We start from the raw sequence: 16,844 nt of genomic DNA, 5'->3' as shown, positions 1-16,844 counted from the left end.
CGGCGTGCGGGAGGCCACCTTGGACGACGGGCTGCGCCTGCTGCGGGCCGCGCGGCACACGGTCACCGGCCCCGCCGCGCTGCTCGGCGATCCCGTGCTGCGCGAGCGCAGCGCCGGCTACCTGGCGGACCTGACCCGGCCGTACGGACTGCAAGTGCCGAACGGTCTGTTCGACGCGCCGTCGGAGGCGCTGGGCCAGTCGTACGGGGAGATGGCCGCCGAGCTGATCCCGGCGCTCGTGCCCCCGGACGAGCCGGTGGACCTGCTGGTGCTGGCGTTCGCCGTGCACGACGTGCTGCCCGGGCGGGCCACCGCGGCGTACCTCAGTCACGTGTGCCCGGGCACGCCGATGTCGTTCGCGCTCTGCGACCAGGGTTCGGCGGCGGCTTTCACCGGGCTGCGGATCGCCCGCGAGTACGGGTGCCGCCGTGCCCTGCTGCTCACCGTCGAGCAGGCGGTCCTGCCGTACGACACGGCGGTGCCCGTACCGGCGCGCCACCGGGCCGTGGCCATGCTCTACGGCACCGCCGCCGACGACACCGCCCGGAGCGGCGGGGCGCGGGTGACAGGGCTGCGCCAGCGCGCCGACGTCGGCCCCGGCGACGTCGCGGCGCTCGCGGCGGCCGAGGTGCGCGAGCTGACGGCCGGGCGTACCGATGTCGCGGTCGTGCTCGGCGCCGACCTCGCGGCCGTGTGGCCCGGCCCCGGCGGCGGCGCGGTGACCACCGGTCCACCGAGGCAGCCGTCCACCGGGGTCTGGTGGGCGCTGCTGGACCGTCTCGCCGGGGACGCGGCGCGGCCCCGGCCGGTGGTGGTGGCCGACTACGAGCCCGGCCTGGGCTACCTGAGCGTGGCCGCGCTGGAGCCGGCGGACCGGTCAGAGCCCGTCGGCGAGCGCGGCGCGGACGAACGCGCACAGCCGCTCGTTCGCCTCCGGGGCGCCGACGGTGATCCGGACCCCGGCGCCTGGTAGCGCCATCACCAGGATGCCCGCCTCCCGGGCCCGCTCGGCGAACGGCACGGCCCGCTCCCCCAGCGGCAGCCACACGAAGTTGGCCTCGCTGGGCGCCACGGTGAGCCCGAGGCCGCGCAGCGCGCCGATCAGGCCGGTACGCGCCGCCACCAGGTCGGTGCACCGCCGGGTCAGTTCGGCACCCACCTCCGGCGTCAGGCTCGCCACCGCCGCCGCCTGGGCGAGCGCGGAGGGGAAGAACACCGCCCCGGTGAGCGCGGCGGCCCGGGTGAGCCGGGGCGGCACCACGGCGTACCCGACGCGCAGCGCGGCGAGCCCGTACGCCTTGGAGAACGTGCGCAGCACGCAGACGTTGTCGTACGCGCGGTACAGGTCCATCCCGTCCGGCGAGCGCGGGTCGGTGACGAACTCGCGGTACGCCTCGTCCACGATCACCGGCACGTTGGCCGGGACGCGGTCGAGGAACGCCTCGACGTCGTCGCGGCGCAGCGCCGTACCGGTCGGGTTGTTGGGGTTGCACAGCAGCACGCACCGGGTCCGGTCGGTGACCGCGTCCGCCATGGCCGGCAGGTCGTGGTCGTACCCGCGCATCGGGACCGGCACGGCGCGGGCGCCGGCGTTGCCGATGATCAGCGGGTAGCCCTCGAACGACAGGGCGGGGTGGACGACGTCCGGGCGTGGTCCGAGGGACTGCACGAGGTGCTGGCACAGTCCGGCCGAGCCGGGGCCGACGAGGATCGCCTCGGGGCCCACGCCGAGCCGCGCCGACAGCGCCGCGACGAGCGCCGACGACGTGCGGTCCGGATAGCGCTGGAGCGTCGCGGCGGCGCCCTCGACCACCCGCCGGATCCCCGGCAGCGGCGGGTAGGGCGTCTCGTTCATGGACAGGTCGGCCGGGGGTTGCGTCCCGACGGCGGTGGCAGGCGTCATCATCGCTCACTTTCCGACGGGACCGGTGGGGACGGGGTGTGCGCGTGCCGGTCGGCCAGCAGCCCCAGTTGGTAGAGCCGGTCGACGGCCGACAGCGGCCGGACGTCGGTGCCGGAGAGGTTGCCGGCGGTGAGCCCGAGCAGCCGGGGGTTGGCGGCGGTACGGCGCATCATCCGCGCGCCGAGCAGCTTCGGCAGCCCGGACACGGCGGTGATCATGCGGGAGGCGTTGTGGCTGACGGTCGCGACGTGGTCGAGCCGGGGCCGCCGGGCCGCCTCGAAGGCCCGCAGCGCCCGGTCCACGGCGGCCGGTTCCGGCGCGCCGCCCTCGGCGGCCAGGCAGGCGGCGAGCGTCTCGGCGTCACCGAGGGAGCTGTTGACGCCCTGCGCCGCCATCGGGTGCACCGCGTGGGCGGCCTCACCGGCGAGCGCGAGCCCCGGTGCGGCCAGGCGCGCGCTGCGCAGCCGGTAGACCGCGAGCAACTGGCGCCGGTGCAGGCTCGCGCGCACGGCCGGTTCCAGCGGGCTGATCGCCGGGACGGCGGCGAGCAGCCGTCCGCACCACGCGTCCAGGTCCACGCGGCCCCGGAACTCGTCCGGTGTGACCTGCACATAGAGGCGGCACCGCCCGCCCGGCAGCGGGTAGACCAGGCAGAGTCCCCGGGCGGTGCGGTAGGCGGACACCTCGTCGGCCACCTCGGCGCTGTCCACGTCGAAGGCGACCAGGCCGTGCGGGTACTCCCGGCGCTCCACGCCGATCCCGGCCGCGCGGCGCAGCGGCGAGGACATGCCGTCGGCCGCGACCACCAGCGACGCCTCGATGTCCCGCTCGGCGCCGTCCGCGACGACCCGGACGCCGTCGATCCGCCCGTCGTGATCGCGCCGGACGCCTGTCACCCGCACACCCCACCGGACCTCCACGCCGGCCGGCAGCCGGTCGGTCAGCACCGCGCGCAGGTCGCCGTAGTCGGCGCAGAGGATCTGCCGGTACGCCCCGGGCAGGCCCGCGTAGTCCAGGCAGAGCAGCGGCTCGCCGTGCGCGTCGCGGATGGCCAGCCGCCCGACCGGGCGCGCGCCGGTGGCCCGCAGGGCGTCCAGCGCGCCCCAGGAGTCGAGGATGCGGACCGTCTCGGGCTGGAGGATCTCGCCCTTGGCGATCGACGCGGGAGCGCGCTGCCGGTCGAGCACGAGCACCCGCAGGCCGAGCGCGCCGAGCGCGTGCGCGCAGGCCAGCCCGGCCGCGCCGGCGCCGGCCACCACCACGTCGGCGGTCATCGGGCCATCGCGCCCGGTGCGGCGCCGGACCGCGTGGCGGCGGCCCGGCGGTACTCGCCGAGCGTCCGCAGCGCGAGCGCCTGGGTGATCACCGCGTTCGGGTACCGCATGTGGTGGCGGATGTAGTTGCACACCCGGGCGGCGGGCCAGGCGCCGTCCGGTCCGGCGGCGGCCACCAGCCAGGCGACGCCCCGGTCCACCGCGTCGGCGGCGTCCGGATCGCCGGTCGCGAGCAGGCCCTGCACCGCCCAGGACGTCTCCTCCACAGTGCCGCCGGTGCCGTCGCCCGGGCCCCACGAGCCGTCGGGCAGCTGGGTGTCGCGCAGCCACCGGGCTGCGCGGCGCACCACCTCGTGCCGGGCGTGCCCGACCCGGGACAGCGCGGCGACCACCACCGCGGTGCCGGAGGTGTGGTCGCGGTACCAGAGGTTCTCGAACGTGCCGTCGGGCGCGGCCCGGGTGAGCAGCCAGGCCGCCGCGCGGGCGATCGCCGGATGGTCGTCCGGATGCCCGGCGTCGTGCAGCGCGAGGATCGCCTGACTGGTGATGGCCGGGCAGGGTCCGTCGTTGGGGAGCCGGGTGTCGCGGACCCACAGGCTCCACGAGCCGCGGCTGTCCTGGCGGCCGACGAGCCACGCCAGTCCCTGGCGCAGCACCGGGTCGGTGCCGGCACCGGGGAGTCCGGCGAGCGCGGAGAGGATCTCGGCCGACTCCAGCGTGACCGGCCAGCCCCGGGCGTTCGAGTAGCTCCACCCGCCCGGCGGCACGTCAAGCACCTCGAACGCCTCCGTCTTGCGGGCGGCGTGGAGGAACTCCCGGGTGGCGTGCAGCCGGGGATCGTCGGCGTAGCCGGCCGCGATCAGCCCGGTCGCCGCGTACCCGGACCGGGTGAGGTCCAGGTTGCTGACCGCGTCCCAGGATCCGTCGGGGCGTACCGCCCGGCGCAGCCAGCCGACGACGGCGCGGGCGATGTCGGGCGCCTCGCCGCTGCGGGCCAGACCGAGCAGGACGAGCGCGGCCGGCCACGGGTCCTCGCTGAGCGCTCCGGTGCGGCCCTCGTGGTCGTGGATGGACCGCAGCAGCCGTACCGCCGCCGGACGGGCGCGGCGCAGCGTGGCCCGGCGCAGCCGGCCCGCGGGCAGCATGTCGGCCTGCATCAGGGCCAGCCCGACGAACGGCGCGGTACGGAACGACAGGCGCTGCCGGCGTACCCGGTCGAACAGGACGATCTCCAGCGGCAGCCGGCGCAGCGGGCCGGCCTCGGCTGTCATCCCGGCCATGGTGAGCAGTTGCCGGCACAGCAGCGAGATCGCCGGATCGGTGATGGTGTCGACGCCGCCGAGCGCGGCCAGCCGGGCGCGGCCAGCCGCAATCGCGTCGGCACTGTCAGCCGGTGCGCTCAGCGCCAGCGCGGCGACCGCCACGGCGGTGGGTACGACGGCGGTGCCGGCGCCCACGACGCCACCCCAGCCGCCGTCGTCGTGCTGCGCGCGGCGCAGCCAGGCGGTTCCGGCGTCGACCAGGTCGGCGCAGCCGGACGGGTCGGCGGCGTGCAGCGCAGCGACAGCCCCCGCGGTGCCGAGCACCGAGGCGGGTGGGTCGTCGCTGAAGGCGCCGTCGGGGCGGCGGCGACGGAACAGCGCCTCGGCGCCAGCGGTGAGGGCCTTCCCGACGGCCTCGGCGGTCACAGCGGTCATGGCGCGTCCTCCAGAGGCAGTCGACTGTGGGTGGCGAGGGTCAGGCCCGCGACCGGCGGGCCGAGTTCGTGCCGGACGCGCATGCCGCGCTGCGCCAGCCAGGTCAGCAGCACCATCGGCAGCGCGAGCGCGAGCTGCACGGCGACGCCGAGGCCGAGCCCGACCGCCGCCGAGGCCAGCACGACCCGCTCGACGACCAGGACCGAGTGGGCGCGCAGCGCCACCAGGACGGGCATCCCGTCGCGGCGCGCCACCAGCGGAGCCAGCGCGGCGACGCCGGTGACCAGGACGACGAGCACAGTGGCCAGGTACGCCATCCGTGTGCCCGGCTCGGCCAGCAGCCCGGCGGTCACGGCGGCGCCGATCGTGACGGCGTAGAGCGCCACCACGGTCCGTACGGCCGCCGGCACGCCCCGCCCCACCGGCAGCGTGCGGTAGCCGCCGGCACGGTCGCCGTCGATGTCGCGCAGCGCGCCGACCAGGTTGGACATGGCGTCGTGCGACCAGAACGCGACGGCGAGCGCGAGCAGCACCGGCACCGCCCAGTCCCGGTCCGGCGCGATCCCGGCGGCGAGCGCGCCGTAGCCGAGCGCGACCGCACCGAGCGCGCCGCGGACCAGGTTGCCGGCGATCCCCCGGGCCTTGAACCACCTGCTGTACGCGACGATGCCGCACGCGGCCAGCAGCGCCGCCACTGTGGTGCCCCATCCGCCGAGTACGGCCAGGACGCCGAGTGCGGCGAAGCAGGCGCTGCCGCACCACAGTGCCGTGCCCGCGCGCAGCCGGCTGGACGGGATCGGCCGGTGCGGCTTGCTGCCGGCGTCGAGGTCCCGGTCGAAGTAGTCGCCGAGATAGTGGCCGCCCAGCCAGCCGGCGGTGGGCGCGGCCCAGGCCGACAGCAGCAGCCACGGATCGTGGCCACCGGCCACTGCGGCGCCGGCCAGGCCGACGAGCCCGACGTACCAGAGGGTGTAGGGCCGCCAGGTCTCCACGTGGGCCCGCAGTGCTCGCACGGCGCCGGCCGTGCTCACGCCATCTCGCTCGTCATCCAGGCCGCGATGCCGGTGAGCACGTCCGCGCTCGCGGACGGGGTGAGCGCTGCCAGCTCGGCGCGGGCCCGCTCGGCGTGCTCCACCATCAGCCGCCGGGCGCCGTCGACAGCGCCCACCTCGCGGAGCAGGGCGGTGACCCACTCGACGTCGCCGGGACCGGCGCCACGGCGGTGCAGCACCGCCAGCAGTTCCACCCGTGCCGCGTCGCTGATCGCGTCGTACGCCAGCAGCAACGGCAGCGTGGGGCGGCCGTTGTTGAGGTCGCTCGTCGCGGGCTTGCCGGTCTGCTCCGGGGTGGACAGGTAGGACAGCAGGTCGTCGCGGATCTGGAACGCGGTGCCGACGTGCTCGCCGTAGCGGGCCAGCGCGGAGGCCACCAGCGGGTCGGCGCCGCCGAGCAACGCGCCGATGTGGCACACGGCGCGGAACAGCGAGCCGGTCTTGAGCCGGATCATCTCCGGGTACCAGCGGGCGCCCGCGTCCAGGTCGCCGACGAGCCGCGCCTCCAGCGCCTGGCCCCGGCACAGGTCCTGGCCCGCCTCGGCGAGCGCGGTGACGGCGGAGACGACCGACGCCGCGGGGACGGCCCGGCCGCTCTCCACCATCGCCTGGAAGGCGTGGAAGATGAGGTGGTCCCCGGCCACGATGGCGCCGGGGATGCTGTACGCGACCGGGACCGCCGGGCGGCCACGGCGCAGCGTGTCGGCGTCGATGATGTCGTCGTGCACGAGCGTCGCGACGTGCAGGTATTCGGTGCCGAGCGCGGCGGCGAGGACGTCCCGTGGTGATCCGCCCACCGCCTCGGCGGCGTGCAGCGTCATCATCGGGCGGAGCATCTTGCCCGCCGGCAGCAGCGCGTAGCGCACGATCGCGTCGAGCTGGTCGGGCGTCTCCGGCCACCGCCGGCCGAGTTCGGCGCGCAGCAGCCGCCCCGATTCGCTGCGGGCCAGGTCGTCGATGAAGGGCGGATATCGCGTGGAGCCAGCAACCGTCATGACGCGTCGACCCTTTCGCCAGGGATCGGCTAGTCGCCACGCGAGACGTTACCGGTAGGTCCTCCCCGGAACAACCATTGATAAACGCGCATGGACATGGGTGGCCGCAAATGTCGCGACAGCATTCTTCAGCACATTGACCGATGCGCAGAGAAATCCGCCGTTTGACCCACGGCCGCCATCTCGATGCATATACGTCAATGTTCGGGCGCACGGGACGGCACCGGACAGGTTCGGCTCCCCCGGGCCCGCTCAGGCGCCGGCGGCGAACTCCATGAGCGTCAGCCCGTCGGTGCCGTGGTAGGTGCGCCGGGGCGCCAGGCCCGCGGCGGCGGCGAGCGCGGCGAACTCGGGCAACCCGCGCTCCCGGCCGCCGACGAGGACCAGCATCCGCAGGTCGTACGGGGACAGGTGCGGCACGTGCGGCACCGTCGGCAGCACCTCGATGACGAGCACCCTGCCGGTGGTCCCGGCCGCCTCGGCGCAGCGCCGCAGGATCGCGGTGGCGTGGGCGTCGCTCCAGTCGGTGAGCGCGCGGGAGACCACGTACACGTCGGCGCCGGGCGGCAGCGGGGCGAAGAAGTCCCCCACCACGGTCTCGGCCCGGTCGGCGAGGCCGCATGCGGCGAACGTCGCGGCGGCGGTGGCCACCGGCTCGTCGCGGTCGACGAGCGTGCCCCGCAGGTGCGGATGGGCGCCCAGCACCTCCCGCAACAGCCCGCCCGCACCCCCGGCCACGTCGACCACGTGCTTCGCCTCGTGCCAGGGGTAGAGCGCCGCGACCTCCGGGGCGGTGAACCGCTGCTGGCTGAGCATCAGCGCGTCGAAGTAGGCCCGGTGGTCCGGGTGGGCGTCGAGGTCGGCCCAGAAGTCGCGCCCGTGCACCTCCCGGTAGCCGGGCCCGCCGGTGCGGATCGCGTGCGGCAGGCCGGTCCAGGCCAGGTCCATCCGCGCGCCGAGCCCGCCGAGGTCCAGGTAGGCGCCGTGGCCGCCGCCGTCGCGGTCGCAGAGCAGCTCGCCGACGTCGGTGAGGCCGAACACGTCCGGCGACACCTCGACGAACACGCCCCGGTGCACGAGGTAGCGCAGCAGGCGGCCCAGCGCGGCGGCGTCCGCGCCGCAGGCGTCGGCCAGCTCACCCAGACCGGTGACGCCCGCGGCGATCCGGTCCGGCACGCGCAGCGTCACCGCCGTGCGGACCGCGAACGGGGTGGCCAGGTCGGTGAGCCGGTCGAGCCGCTCCCCCGCGTCACCCTCGATCTGGGCATCGATCGACACCGGCGCCTCCTCCCGCGTCGCGGGCCGGCACCGCCGCCCCCGCCGGTGCGCATGCTTCCAGGCGTACGGCGGGTGAGTCAACGACGACGGCTGGTGAGGACATTCATGGACGTGGAACAATTCGCGGACCAGCCGAGGCGCGCAGACCGGAGGGATCATCGATGACCACATCCATCGCGGCCGAGGTCCGGCTCGTCTCCGGCGCGCTGGGCGCCGAGGTCCACGGCATCGACCTGAACACGCTCACCGACGAGGGTTTCGCGCTGATCCACGACCTGCTGCTCAAGCACCAGGTGGTCTTCCTCGCCGGTCAGACCGGGCTGACGCCGCAGGCGCACGTCGCGTTCGGCCGTCGCTTCGGCGAGGTGGAGCTGCACCCGTACCTGCCCCGGCTGGACGGGCACCCGGAGATCGTCGTCATCGACTCCGCCGACGGCGGCAAGGTCGACGTCTGGCACACCGACATGACGTTCCACCAGAGCCCGCCGATCGCCTCGGTCCTGCACCTGATCCAGTTGCCCGAGGTCGGCGGCGACACCATGTGGACCAACCAGTACCGGGTCTACGAGGCGCTCTCCGCGCCGATGCGGGACCTGCTCGACGGGCTGACCGCCATCCACGTCATCCGGATCGGCACCGAGTTCACCAGCCGCGCCGAACACCCGGTGGTCCGGGTGCACCCGGAGACCGGGCGCCGCTCGCTGTACGTCAACCGGCTGTTCACCTCGCACATCCCGCAGCTGACCCGCAACGAGAGCGACGCGCTGCTGGAGCACCTGTTCACCTTCTCCGAGAGTCCCCAGTTCACCTGCCGCTACCGGTGGCGGACCGGGGACGTCGCGGTGTGGGACAACCGGGTCACCCAGCACTACGCCGTGAACGACTACGACGGGCTGCGGCGCGGGCAGCGGATCACCGTGCTCGGCGACCACCCGACCGGGAACGAGCCCCGGTGGGAGCACTACGTCCCGGCACCCGGCGAACGCTACTGGCCGGGCCGGGTCAACGCGGTGGAGAGCTACTGACCGCCGGTCACCAGGTGACCGGGAAGGAGGCGATGCCGCCGTTCATCCGGTCGTGCCGCCACGGGATCTCCGCCAGCGGCACGGCCGGAGACAGCGCCGGCATCCGGGTCAGCAGCGCCCCGAGCGACAGCTCCACCTGCATCCGGCCCAGCGCCGTGCCGAGGCAGAAGTGCGGCCCGAAGCCGAAGGTCAGATGCGGCACACCGGGCCGGCGGTCGATGTCGAAGACGTTCGGCTCGGGGAAGAACCGGGGGTCGCGGTTGCCGGCCCACGGGATCGCCATCACGCAGTCGCCGGCCCTCATCCCGACCCCGCCGAGGACCAGGTCCTCGCGGACCACCTGTACCCGGAACATGGCGCTCACCGACGTGTAGCGCAGGATCTCGTCGGTGGCCGCGGCGAGCTTGCCCGGCGCGGCCCGCAGCTTCGCCAGCTGCTCCGGGTGCTGGAACAACGCGCGCAGGCCCGCGCTCGTCGAATTGATCTCCAGCCCGCCGAGCAGCACCCCCATGGCCAGCTCGACCAGTTCGGCGTCGACCAGCTCGTGCGCGCCGCCGCCGCGGACCCAGGCCGAGAGCAGGTCGTCGCCGGGCTCGGCCCGCTTGCGCGCCAGCTGCCCGGCCAGGTAGTCACGCAGCTCGGCCTGCGCGGTCACGGCGGCGGCCGAGCCGTACGCGGTGACCGAGTTCAGCCCCTCGATCCAGGCGTAGAACCGGGGCCGGTCGGCGGCCGGGACGCCGAGCACGTCGCACACCACGAGCACCGGCAGCGGCGCCACCAGTCCGGCCACCACGTCGGCCGGGCGCGGACCGGCCAGCATGGCGTCGACCAGCTCGTCCACCAGCCGCTGCACCCGGGGCCGGAACGTCCCGATGCGCCGGGCGGTGAACGCGCGGCCGGCCACCCGCCGCACCACGGCGTGCGCCGGACCGTCCATGTTCAACTCACGGGGGCCGCCGCCGTCCGGTGTCGCCGTCGCGCCCAGCGGCAGCCGGGAGAAGCGGGGATCGGCCAGGACGGTGCAGCAGTCCTCGTAGCCGAGCACCAGCCAGGCCGCCCGCCCGTCGGGCAGCCGCACCCGGCTGACCGGCTCGGCGACGACCATCTCCAGCAGCTCGGCGGGAAGGTCTCCGGTGAACGGTTCGAACGGATAGGAACGCAGCCCGGAATTGACTGTCACCGGGCCACCGGGCAGCTGATCGCGGTCCACGTCCGACATCGGCTAAGAGTCCAGCATCGGTTAGTCCGGCGTCAATATCCGTCGCATGCGTCCGCGGCCTTCCGCGTACCGGTGCCGATCCCCTAGCATCGGTTCTCCAGGGCTGCCGTTTCGCCGCGCGGATTGGTGGGATTTGACTGCGCCGCTGCGAATTCTGATGTCGACGTGGGGCTGGCGGTCGCATTTCTACAGCCTGGTCCCGCTCGGCTGGGCGTTGCAGGCCGCCGGTCACGAGGTGCGGGTGGCGAGTCACCCGTCGCTGGCCGCCACGATCAGCGCGGCCGGGCTCGCCGCCGTACCGCTGGGCGCGGACGTCGACTTCGCCGAGGCGTTCGCCGGCCGGATCGGCACGGTGGCCCCGCTCGCCGGTTCCGCGCCGGCCGGCGCGGTCGTGCCGGCGATCACCGCCGACGGCGGGGTGGTCCGGTTCGCCGACGCCGTCCTCGACGACCTGGTCTCCTTCGGCCGGTCCTGGCGGCCGGACCTGGTCCTCTGGGAGCCGTTCAACCTGGCCGCGCCGGTGGCCGCCGCCGCGCTGGGCGTGCCGGGCGTGCTGAACCTGTGGGGGCCGGACTCCTCGACCACACTGCGCCTGGACCCGGATCAGGTGGTCGGGCCGCTGGCCGCCCGGTTCGGGTTGCGCGCCGCCGACGTGCCGCTGGACGGCGTCCTGACGCTCGATCCGGTGCCGCCGCCCATGCAGGTGCCGACGGCGCGCCCCGGCCGTCCGGTGCGGTTCGTGCCGTACAACGGTCCGGCCGTGGTGCCGGACTGGCTGCGCCGCCCGGCGGGCCGGCCCCGGGTGTGCGTCACGGCGGGCACCATGATGGCCGCCGCCGGGTTGCACGACCGGTTCGACCTGGGCGGGGTGATCCGGGCGGTGGCCGGGCTCGACGTGGAGGTCGTCGTGGTGGTCGAACCGCGTCAGCACGAGGGGCTGGGCCCGCTGCCGGCCCGGGTCCGCCTGGTCGACGGGCCGCTGGCCGTACGGCTGGTGCTGCCGACCTGCGCCGCGCTCGTGCAGCAGGGCGGGGCCGGCACCACCATGACCGCGCTCGCCTACGGCGTGCCGCAGCTCGTCCTGCCGCAGGTCAGTGACCAGCACTTCAACGCGGAACGGCTGGCCGCCACCGGCGCCGGCACCTCGCTGACGGGTGAGCAGGCCACCGCCGACGCGGTCCGGGAACTCGTCGGCGAACTGGTCGGTGACGGGCCCCGGCGACGGGCCGCGACGTCGATGCGTGACCGGGTCCACGCCATGCCCGCCCCCGCGGATCTGGTGCCGGCGCTTGCCGCCCTGGCCCGGGGCGGCCCGATCTGAGGAGTCGCAGATGACGCAGGAGCCACCGGCCATCCCGTACCCGCTCGCGCCGGCTCCGACGATCTACCACCCGTCGCCGGACTACACCCGGATGCGGGAGACGTGCCCGGTGGCCCGGGTCGAGCTGCCCGACGGGGCGTGCGCGTACCTGGCCACCCGGCACGCCGACGTGCGCCGGGTCTTCACCGACCAGCGGTTCAGCCGGGCCGCCGCGGCCGGCCCGAACCGCCCGACCCGGGAACTCGGCTCACTCGCCGAGGACTCGCTGATCGGGATGGATCCGCCCCGGCACACCACGATGCGCCGGGCCGTCTCGCACGCGTTCACCGTCCGCCGGGTGGAGGAGCTGCGCCCGCGGGTCGCGGCGCTCGTCGACCGGATGATCGACGAGCTGGAGGCCGCGGGTCCGCCGGCCGACCTGATCACGCACCTCTCCGGTCCCCTGCCGATCTCCGTGATCAGCACGCTGTTCGGCATCCCGGAGCGGGACCGGGAGCGGGTACGCCAGTGGTCGGACGCTCTCGTCGGCGACTGGGACGCCGATCCGGACGCGCCCCGGGCCGCGCTGGAGGCGTTCCGCGAGCTGATCGACGAGCGGCGCCGCGAGCCCGGCGACGACCTGATGAGTGCGCTCATCTCGGTCTGGGACGACCATGACGACCTGACCGAACGGGAGCTGGTGTCGGTCACCGCCGGGATCTTCGTGGGCGGGCACGAGACCACCACCAACCAGCTCAACCTGTTCCTGCTGGTCCTGGCCCGCCATCCGGAGCAGCTGGCCGGGCTGCGCGGCGACGATCCGGTGGCGGTGGCCCGGGCGGTCGAGGAGCTGTCCCGCTTCATCCAGCTCGGCGACAACGGGGTGTTGCTGCCCCGGGTCACGACCGAGGAGGTGGAGCTGGGCGGCGTACGCCTGCCGGCCGGCGCCGCGGTGCTGCCGGCGATCGCGTCGGCCAACCGGGACGCCACTGTGTTCCCGGGCGCGGACACGCTCGACCTGACCCGCGTGCACAATCCGCACCTGGCGTTCGGCGCCGGTCCGCACCACTGCCTGGGCGCGGCGCTGGCGCGGATGGAGTTGCAGGAGGCGCTGGGCGCGCTGCTGCGGCGGCTGCCAGGGCTGCGGCTCGCTGTCGACGAGGCGGAGCTGCGGTTCCGGCCCGGGCTGGTGGTGCGCAGCCTGGAGTCGCTGCCGGTGACCTGGGACCGGTGACCGGTCAGCCGCCCGCCGACCCGGGGACGACCCGGGTCGGCGCGGCGGGATCGAGCGCCGCCTCCACCGCCACCTCCTCCACGCCGCGCAGCAGCCGTTCCGCCTGCTCCTCGGTGAAGCAGCCGAAGTCGAAGATGACCTGGAGGTGAACCGTCTCCGGCTGGTCCTCGACGGTGATGAAGACCTGCTCGGGCAGGTGGTCCAGCGGGCCGTCCCAGACCAGGAACGTCTCGTCGGCCCGGCGGCGGATCCGCTCGGCGGTCACCGGGTCGTCGTGCAGCCCGCCGTCGGCCGCCTGCCGGGTGGTCACCCGCCGGTCGTTGATCCGGCAGCTGATCCGGGCCGGGTACCCGCGTTCGGCATCCAGCCGGTCCGAGACCTCGGCGAGCTGCGCCGGGTCGTAGTAGGCGTACTTCCCGGCGGAGACCGCGGCCCGGCGGGCGCGCGCCACCACCTCGTCCACAGTGGTGTCCGCGGTGTCGACGCGCAGCACGCCGTTCTGGCTGAGCGGAGCGATGGCCTCGGCGAAGCCCGGCCGGAACCGGTTGCCGACGATGAGCTTCGCGGTGAGCGGGCTGACGCCGGTGGCCCGGCCGATCGCGACCGCGATGACCGCGAGCAGCACACGCGAGGTGTCCGTGCGGGTCCGCGCCGCGATGGCCCGCACCGCCAGGTACGCGGCAGGCGAGCTGAACCGGCCGTGCCAGTACCGGTGGCCCCGGCGCCCACCGGCCTTCGGCTCACCGAACGTCAGCGGCGGGACGTCCCGCAGATGCTCGGCCCAGTGGCGCACGGCCCGGTCACTGAGCCGGCGCAGCGGCGGCGTCTCCTCCCGCCGCCCCAGGTCGAGGATCTGCACGGTACGCGGGTCGGCGACCCGGCGGACCGGCCGGCCGGCCAGGCCGAGGTCGGCCAGGATCAGGGACGTGGCGGTGCCGTCCACCACGAGGTGGTCGATCGTCAGCACCCGGTGCACCAGCGCGCCGCGGTGCCGGATCACCGCCATCCTCACCGACCAGTCCCGGTAGAGGTCGTAGTGGCTCAGCAGGCGGGCGTGGCCCAGGTCGTAGGCGAACGCGGCCACGTCGGCCGGGTCCGCGTCGTCGGGTACGTCCACCACGTCCAGGACCGTCTCGCCGCTCGCCGACACGACCTGGCACGGACCGCCGTCGTCGCCGGCGCCGAGCCGCATCCGCAGCGCCGGGTGCCGGGCCATCAGCGCGGCGAACTCGGCCGCCACCTGCTCGATCGTGACACCCGCGGGCATCGGGTGGGCGCCGCTGACGTTGTGCGTCCAGCCGGTCTCCCGCATGTCCTGCATGATGGCCTTCTGCCCCCAGGTCAGGGGCGCGGTGCCGGCGCCCGGCCCGGCGAACGCCACGGGAACCTGGGCCTGGACCGTCTGCGCGAACACCCGCTCATCAGAGCAACGCACATCGGTGTGTGTCAACGTGACGGCGCACGGTTACGCTGCCGTCCATGCGGGACGCCGTCCGGGTCTGGATCGTCCCGGTGGCGGTGCCGGCGGACGAGCTGGCCCGGTACCGGGCGGTGCTCGACGCGGACGAGCGGGACCGGGCCGCGCGGCTCGGCGCCGGGGCGCTGCGGGACCGGTTCACAGTGGCGCACGGCGCGCTGCGCGTCCTGGCCGGGCGGGCTGCCTGCGCGCCACCGGCGGCCCTGACCTGGCGCCGCGGCCGGTACGGCAAACCGGCGCTGACCGGCCCGTGGAGCGGCCTGCACACGAGCCTGTCGTACTCCGGCGACCTGGTGGCGGTCGCGCTCAGCGAGGGCCGCCCGGTCGGGGTGGACATCCAGCACGTCGCGCCGGGCGGTGACCCGGTTTCGGCGTCCGCGCGCTTCTTCGACCCGCGGGAGGCTCGGCACGTCGCCGCCGGACCGGACCCGGCCGGCCGGGCGCTGCGGTTCACCCGGCTGTGGGCGCGCAAGGAGGCGGCGGTCAAGGCGGCCGGGGGCCGGCTGTGGCCCAACCTCGCCGTGCCGGTGCACCGGGCCGACGTGGTCGAGTGCGTCGAGCCGGCCGGCCCGCACCGGCTCGCCGACCTGCGCACACCCGCCGGGTACGCGGTGGCGGTCGCGCTCGCCGGCGACCGGCGGTACGCCGTCGAGTGCCACACCGGCCTCGGTCACGATCGGTGACGATCGCCGTACCCGTTGACACCCGCCGATGTCCCCTGCTCTGATGACTCCATGCCGACGCGCATGATCGACTCGCGGGACGCCCGGTGCTAGAACACGACGCGCCGGCCGACGCGCCGCCCCGTGACCAGGTCGTCGACCGCCTGACCGTCCTGCTGACCCGCATGCTCCGGCCGGACACGCCGGTCACCGAGCAGACCCAGCTGATGGACGACCTCGGCCTCAGCTCCTCGCTCGGCCTGGAGCTGCTGCTGTCGCTGGAGGACGAGCTGGAGATCCAGATCGACGTCGAGGAACTCGACGAGGATCGGATGGCCACGCTCGGCGACCTGGCCGACTACATCACCGCCAACTCCACCCCGCGCTGAGCAGGCCGAGACGTGGACCGGCCCGGCCTGAGCGTGGTGGTGCCCGCGCACGAGAACGGCTCCGCACTCGACGCGACGCTGCGGTCGCTGACCCGGCAGACGCTGCCGCCCGGCGACTTCGAGGTGATCGTCGGCGACGACGGCTCGGCCGTGGCGCTCGGCCCGGTGGTGGACGCCTACCGGGACCGGCTGCGGATCGACTACGTCCGCAGCGAGCGGAACCGCGGCCGCAGCGCCAACCGCAACGCGGCGGCGGCCCGGGCCCGCGCGGACACGCTGATGTTCCTCGACGCCGACACGGTGGCGCATCCCGGGCTGCTGGAGCGGCACCGCGACTTCCACGCCGGTCGTGCCGGCCGGCCCGGGGTGCTGCTCGGGCAGCGGTACGACCTGGACTGGGCCGGCGCGGACGCGCTGCGCCGGGGCGAACCGGTCGCCCCGGCGATGCTCGACGCCGAGCGTGGCGACCCGCGGCTGGAGGACATCGCCCTCCCGCAGCGGACGGACGACTTCCCGAGCGCGCCCTGGGTGCTGGGCCTGACCCACAACGCCTCGGTGGACCACGAGTCGTTCCGGCGGGTCGGCGGCTTCGACGAGGCGATGGTCAAGTGGGGCTTCGAGGACCTCGACTTCTTCTACCGGGTGTTCCACCTGCACGGCGCGCCGCCGGAGCTGTTCCGGCTGGACGTCGACGCGCTCTCCTACCACCTGCCGCACTTCCGCAAGACGTCGAACGGGCTCGCCTCGATGGACAACATGAAGTACCTGCTGCGCAAGCACCTGCGCTACGACGTCGAGGTGCTGTACGGGCTCAACACGTTCGGCCGGCACCTGGGCCGGATCCGGCTCTACGGCCAGGCCATCGAGGCGTATCGGGCCGGTGGGCTGGGCCGGCCGGACGTCCTGCCCGCGTCGCTGCGCGAGGAGCTGACGGCGAGCGCGGCGCTGATCGTCGGCAACGGCGTGTCCACGCTGGACCTGGGCGCCGGGTCGCACACGTTCGACCACGACGCGCCGGTCGGCGAGACGAACTCCCACCTGCTCGGCACCGTGCTCCAGCAGTTCAAGGCCGGCGCGCTGGACCTGATCGTCAACGTCGACATGTGGCGGTGCCTGCTGCCCGAGGACCTGCCCGCGTTCCTCACCCGGGGGCTGCTCAAGGCCGACCGGATCGAACTGGTCGCCACCCGGACCGGCCCGGACCAGCGCGCCCTGCTTCCGGTGCCGCTGGTCGCCGACCTCGACTACGTGGCCGACATGCTGCGCCCGCACTTCACCGTCGCCGTCGCCGCGTACGACACCGCCACGGTGATCACGCTCCGCTGAGGTACCCGGCCGG

The 16,844-nt window shown here is 74.9% G+C and carries 15 protein-coding genes; 7 read left to right on the top strand and 8 right to left on the bottom strand.

Annotated features, from left to right (window positions below; all coding sequences use genetic code 11):
• Positions 1-4 precede the first annotated feature (4 nt).
• Complete coding sequence (locus ML5_RS23345) at positions 5-973, top strand: 2-hydroxy-acid oxidase (RefSeq protein ID WP_232236585.1); 969 nt, start codon at positions 5-7, stop codon at positions 971-973.
• On the opposite strand, the gene ML5_RS23340 is transcribed toward ML5_RS23345, so the two are convergent.
• The 6 genes from ML5_RS23340 to ML5_RS23315 all read right to left on the bottom strand — a co-directional run bounded on the left by ML5_RS23340 (position 878) and on the right by ML5_RS23315 (position 8,199).
• Positions 878-1,903: an aminotransferase class I/II-fold pyridoxal phosphate-dependent enzyme gene (locus ML5_RS23340; protein WP_236619276.1), complete on the bottom strand. Its 1,026-nt coding sequence runs from the start codon at positions 1,901-1,903 to the stop codon at positions 878-880. The two genes, ML5_RS23345 and ML5_RS23340, sit on opposite strands and share 96 nt — an antisense overlap.
• Positions 1,903-3,177 carry an NAD(P)/FAD-dependent oxidoreductase gene (locus tag ML5_RS23335; protein ID WP_013286862.1) on the bottom strand — a complete coding sequence of 425 codons (1,275 nt, stop codon included), beginning with the start codon at positions 3,175-3,177 and terminating at the stop codon, positions 1,903-1,905. Before ML5_RS23335 ends, ML5_RS23340 begins: the two co-directional genes overlap by 1 nt.
• Positions 3,174-4,874, bottom strand: a complete 1,701-nt coding sequence (locus ML5_RS23330) for a prenyltransferase/squalene oxidase repeat-containing protein (protein ID WP_013286863.1) — start codon at positions 4,872-4,874, stop codon at positions 3,174-3,176. The genes ML5_RS23335 and ML5_RS23330 overlap by 4 nt, the downstream gene beginning before the upstream one ends.
• A complete protein-coding gene (locus ML5_RS23325; protein ID WP_013476416.1) occupies positions 4,871-5,905 on the bottom strand; it encodes a UbiA family prenyltransferase in 1,035 nt (344 codons plus the stop codon). The genes ML5_RS23330 and ML5_RS23325 overlap by 4 nt, the downstream gene beginning before the upstream one ends.
• A complete protein-coding gene (locus tag ML5_RS23320) occupies positions 5,902-6,921 on the bottom strand; it encodes a polyprenyl synthetase family protein (RefSeq protein WP_013476415.1) in 1,020 nt (339 codons plus the stop codon). Before ML5_RS23320 ends, ML5_RS23325 begins: the two co-directional genes overlap by 4 nt.
• Positions 6,922-7,173: 252 nt before the next feature.
• Entirely contained in the window at positions 7,174-8,199 is a 1,026-nt protein-coding gene (locus ML5_RS23315; RefSeq protein ID WP_013476414.1) for a methyltransferase, read from the bottom strand.
• A 161-nt stretch (positions 8,200-8,360) separates the two neighbouring features.
• On the opposite strand from ML5_RS23315, the gene ML5_RS23310 reads away from it, so the two are divergent.
• On the top strand, positions 8,361-9,224 hold the full coding sequence (locus tag ML5_RS23310; protein WP_013476413.1) for a TauD/TfdA family dioxygenase: 864 nt from the start codon (positions 8,361-8,363) through the stop codon (positions 9,222-9,224).
• Positions 9,225-9,231: 7 nt separating this feature from the next.
• Here the strand turns inward: ML5_RS23310 and ML5_RS23305 are convergent, their stop codons facing one another.
• The gene (locus ML5_RS23305) at positions 9,232-10,443 is read right to left on the bottom strand and encodes a cytochrome P450 (protein ID WP_013286868.1); all 1,212 of its coding nucleotides are present in this window, start codon (positions 10,441-10,443) and stop codon (positions 9,232-9,234) included.
• A gap of 157 nt (positions 10,444-10,600) precedes the next feature.
• Between ML5_RS23305 and ML5_RS23300 the strand changes: the two genes are divergently transcribed.
• Together ML5_RS23300 and ML5_RS23295 are read left to right on the top strand one after the other, a co-directional pair.
• Positions 10,601-11,764, top strand: a complete 1,164-nt coding sequence (locus ML5_RS23300) for a nucleotide disphospho-sugar-binding domain-containing protein (RefSeq protein WP_013476412.1) — start codon at positions 10,601-10,603, stop codon at positions 11,762-11,764.
• 10 nt (positions 11,765-11,774) lie between these two features.
• A complete protein-coding gene (locus tag ML5_RS23295) occupies positions 11,775-12,977 on the top strand; it encodes a cytochrome P450 (RefSeq protein ID WP_013286870.1) in 1,203 nt (400 codons plus the stop codon).
• 4 nt (positions 12,978-12,981) lie between these two features.
• Here ML5_RS23295 and ML5_RS23290 read toward each other — a convergent pair whose 3' ends face one another.
• Positions 12,982-14,391, bottom strand: a complete 1,410-nt coding sequence (locus ML5_RS23290) for a condensation domain-containing protein (RefSeq protein WP_013476411.1) — start codon at positions 14,389-14,391, stop codon at positions 12,982-12,984.
• 65 nt (positions 14,392-14,456) lie between these two features.
• On the opposite strand from ML5_RS23290, the gene ML5_RS23285 reads away from it, so the two are divergent.
• The 3 genes from ML5_RS23285 to ML5_RS23275 all read left to right on the top strand — a co-directional run bounded on the left by ML5_RS23285 (position 14,457) and on the right by ML5_RS23275 (position 16,831).
• Positions 14,457-15,137: a 4'-phosphopantetheinyl transferase superfamily protein gene (locus ML5_RS23285; protein ID WP_013476410.1), complete on the top strand. Its 681-nt coding sequence runs from the start codon at positions 14,457-14,459 to the stop codon at positions 15,135-15,137.
• An 86-nt stretch (positions 15,138-15,223) separates the two neighbouring features.
• Complete coding sequence (locus ML5_RS23280) at positions 15,224-15,505, top strand: phosphopantetheine-binding protein (protein WP_013286873.1); 282 nt, start codon at positions 15,224-15,226, stop codon at positions 15,503-15,505.
• A gap of 12 nt (positions 15,506-15,517) precedes the next feature.
• Complete coding sequence (locus tag ML5_RS23275) at positions 15,518-16,831, top strand: glycosyltransferase family 2 protein (protein WP_013476409.1); 1,314 nt, start codon at positions 15,518-15,520, stop codon at positions 16,829-16,831.
• Positions 16,832-16,844: the final 13 nt, after the last annotated feature.

Origin of the sequence: Micromonospora sp. L5 (genome assembly GCF_000177655.2) — a bacterium.
Classification (GTDB): Bacteria; Actinomycetota; Actinomycetes; order Mycobacteriales; family Micromonosporaceae; genus Micromonospora; species Micromonospora aurantiaca.
Note: the sequence above shows the minus strand (reverse complement) of the source record. Positions and strands in the feature narration are given on the sequence as shown.

Coding starts and splice junctions, on each gene's coding strand:
- ML5_RS23320 (WP_013476415.1), bottom strand. CDS start 6,921: ATGACGGTTGCTGGCTCCACGCGATATCCGCCCTTCATCGACGACCTG.
- ML5_RS23295 (WP_013286870.1), top strand. CDS start 11,775: ATGACGCAGGAGCCACCGGCCATCCCGTACCCGCTCGCGCCGGCTCCG.
- ML5_RS23340 (WP_236619276.1), bottom strand. CDS start 1,903: ATGACGCCTGCCACCGCCGTCGGGACGCAACCCCCGGCCGACCTGTCC.
- ML5_RS23285 (WP_013476410.1), top strand. CDS start 14,457: ATGCGGGACGCCGTCCGGGTCTGGATCGTCCCGGTGGCGGTGCCGGCG.
- ML5_RS23335 (WP_013286862.1), bottom strand. CDS start 3,177: ATGACCGCCGACGTGGTGGTGGCCGGCGCCGGCGCGGCCGGGCTGGCC.
- ML5_RS23305 (WP_013286868.1), bottom strand. CDS start 10,443: ATGTCGGACGTGGACCGCGATCAGCTGCCCGGTGGCCCGGTGACAGTC.
- ML5_RS23330 (WP_013286863.1), bottom strand. CDS start 4,874: ATGACCGCTGTGACCGCCGAGGCCGTCGGGAAGGCCCTCACCGCTGGC.
- ML5_RS23300 (WP_013476412.1), top strand. CDS start 10,601: ATGTCGACGTGGGGCTGGCGGTCGCATTTCTACAGCCTGGTCCCGCTC.
- ML5_RS23310 (WP_013476413.1), top strand. CDS start 8,361: ATGACCACATCCATCGCGGCCGAGGTCCGGCTCGTCTCCGGCGCGCTG.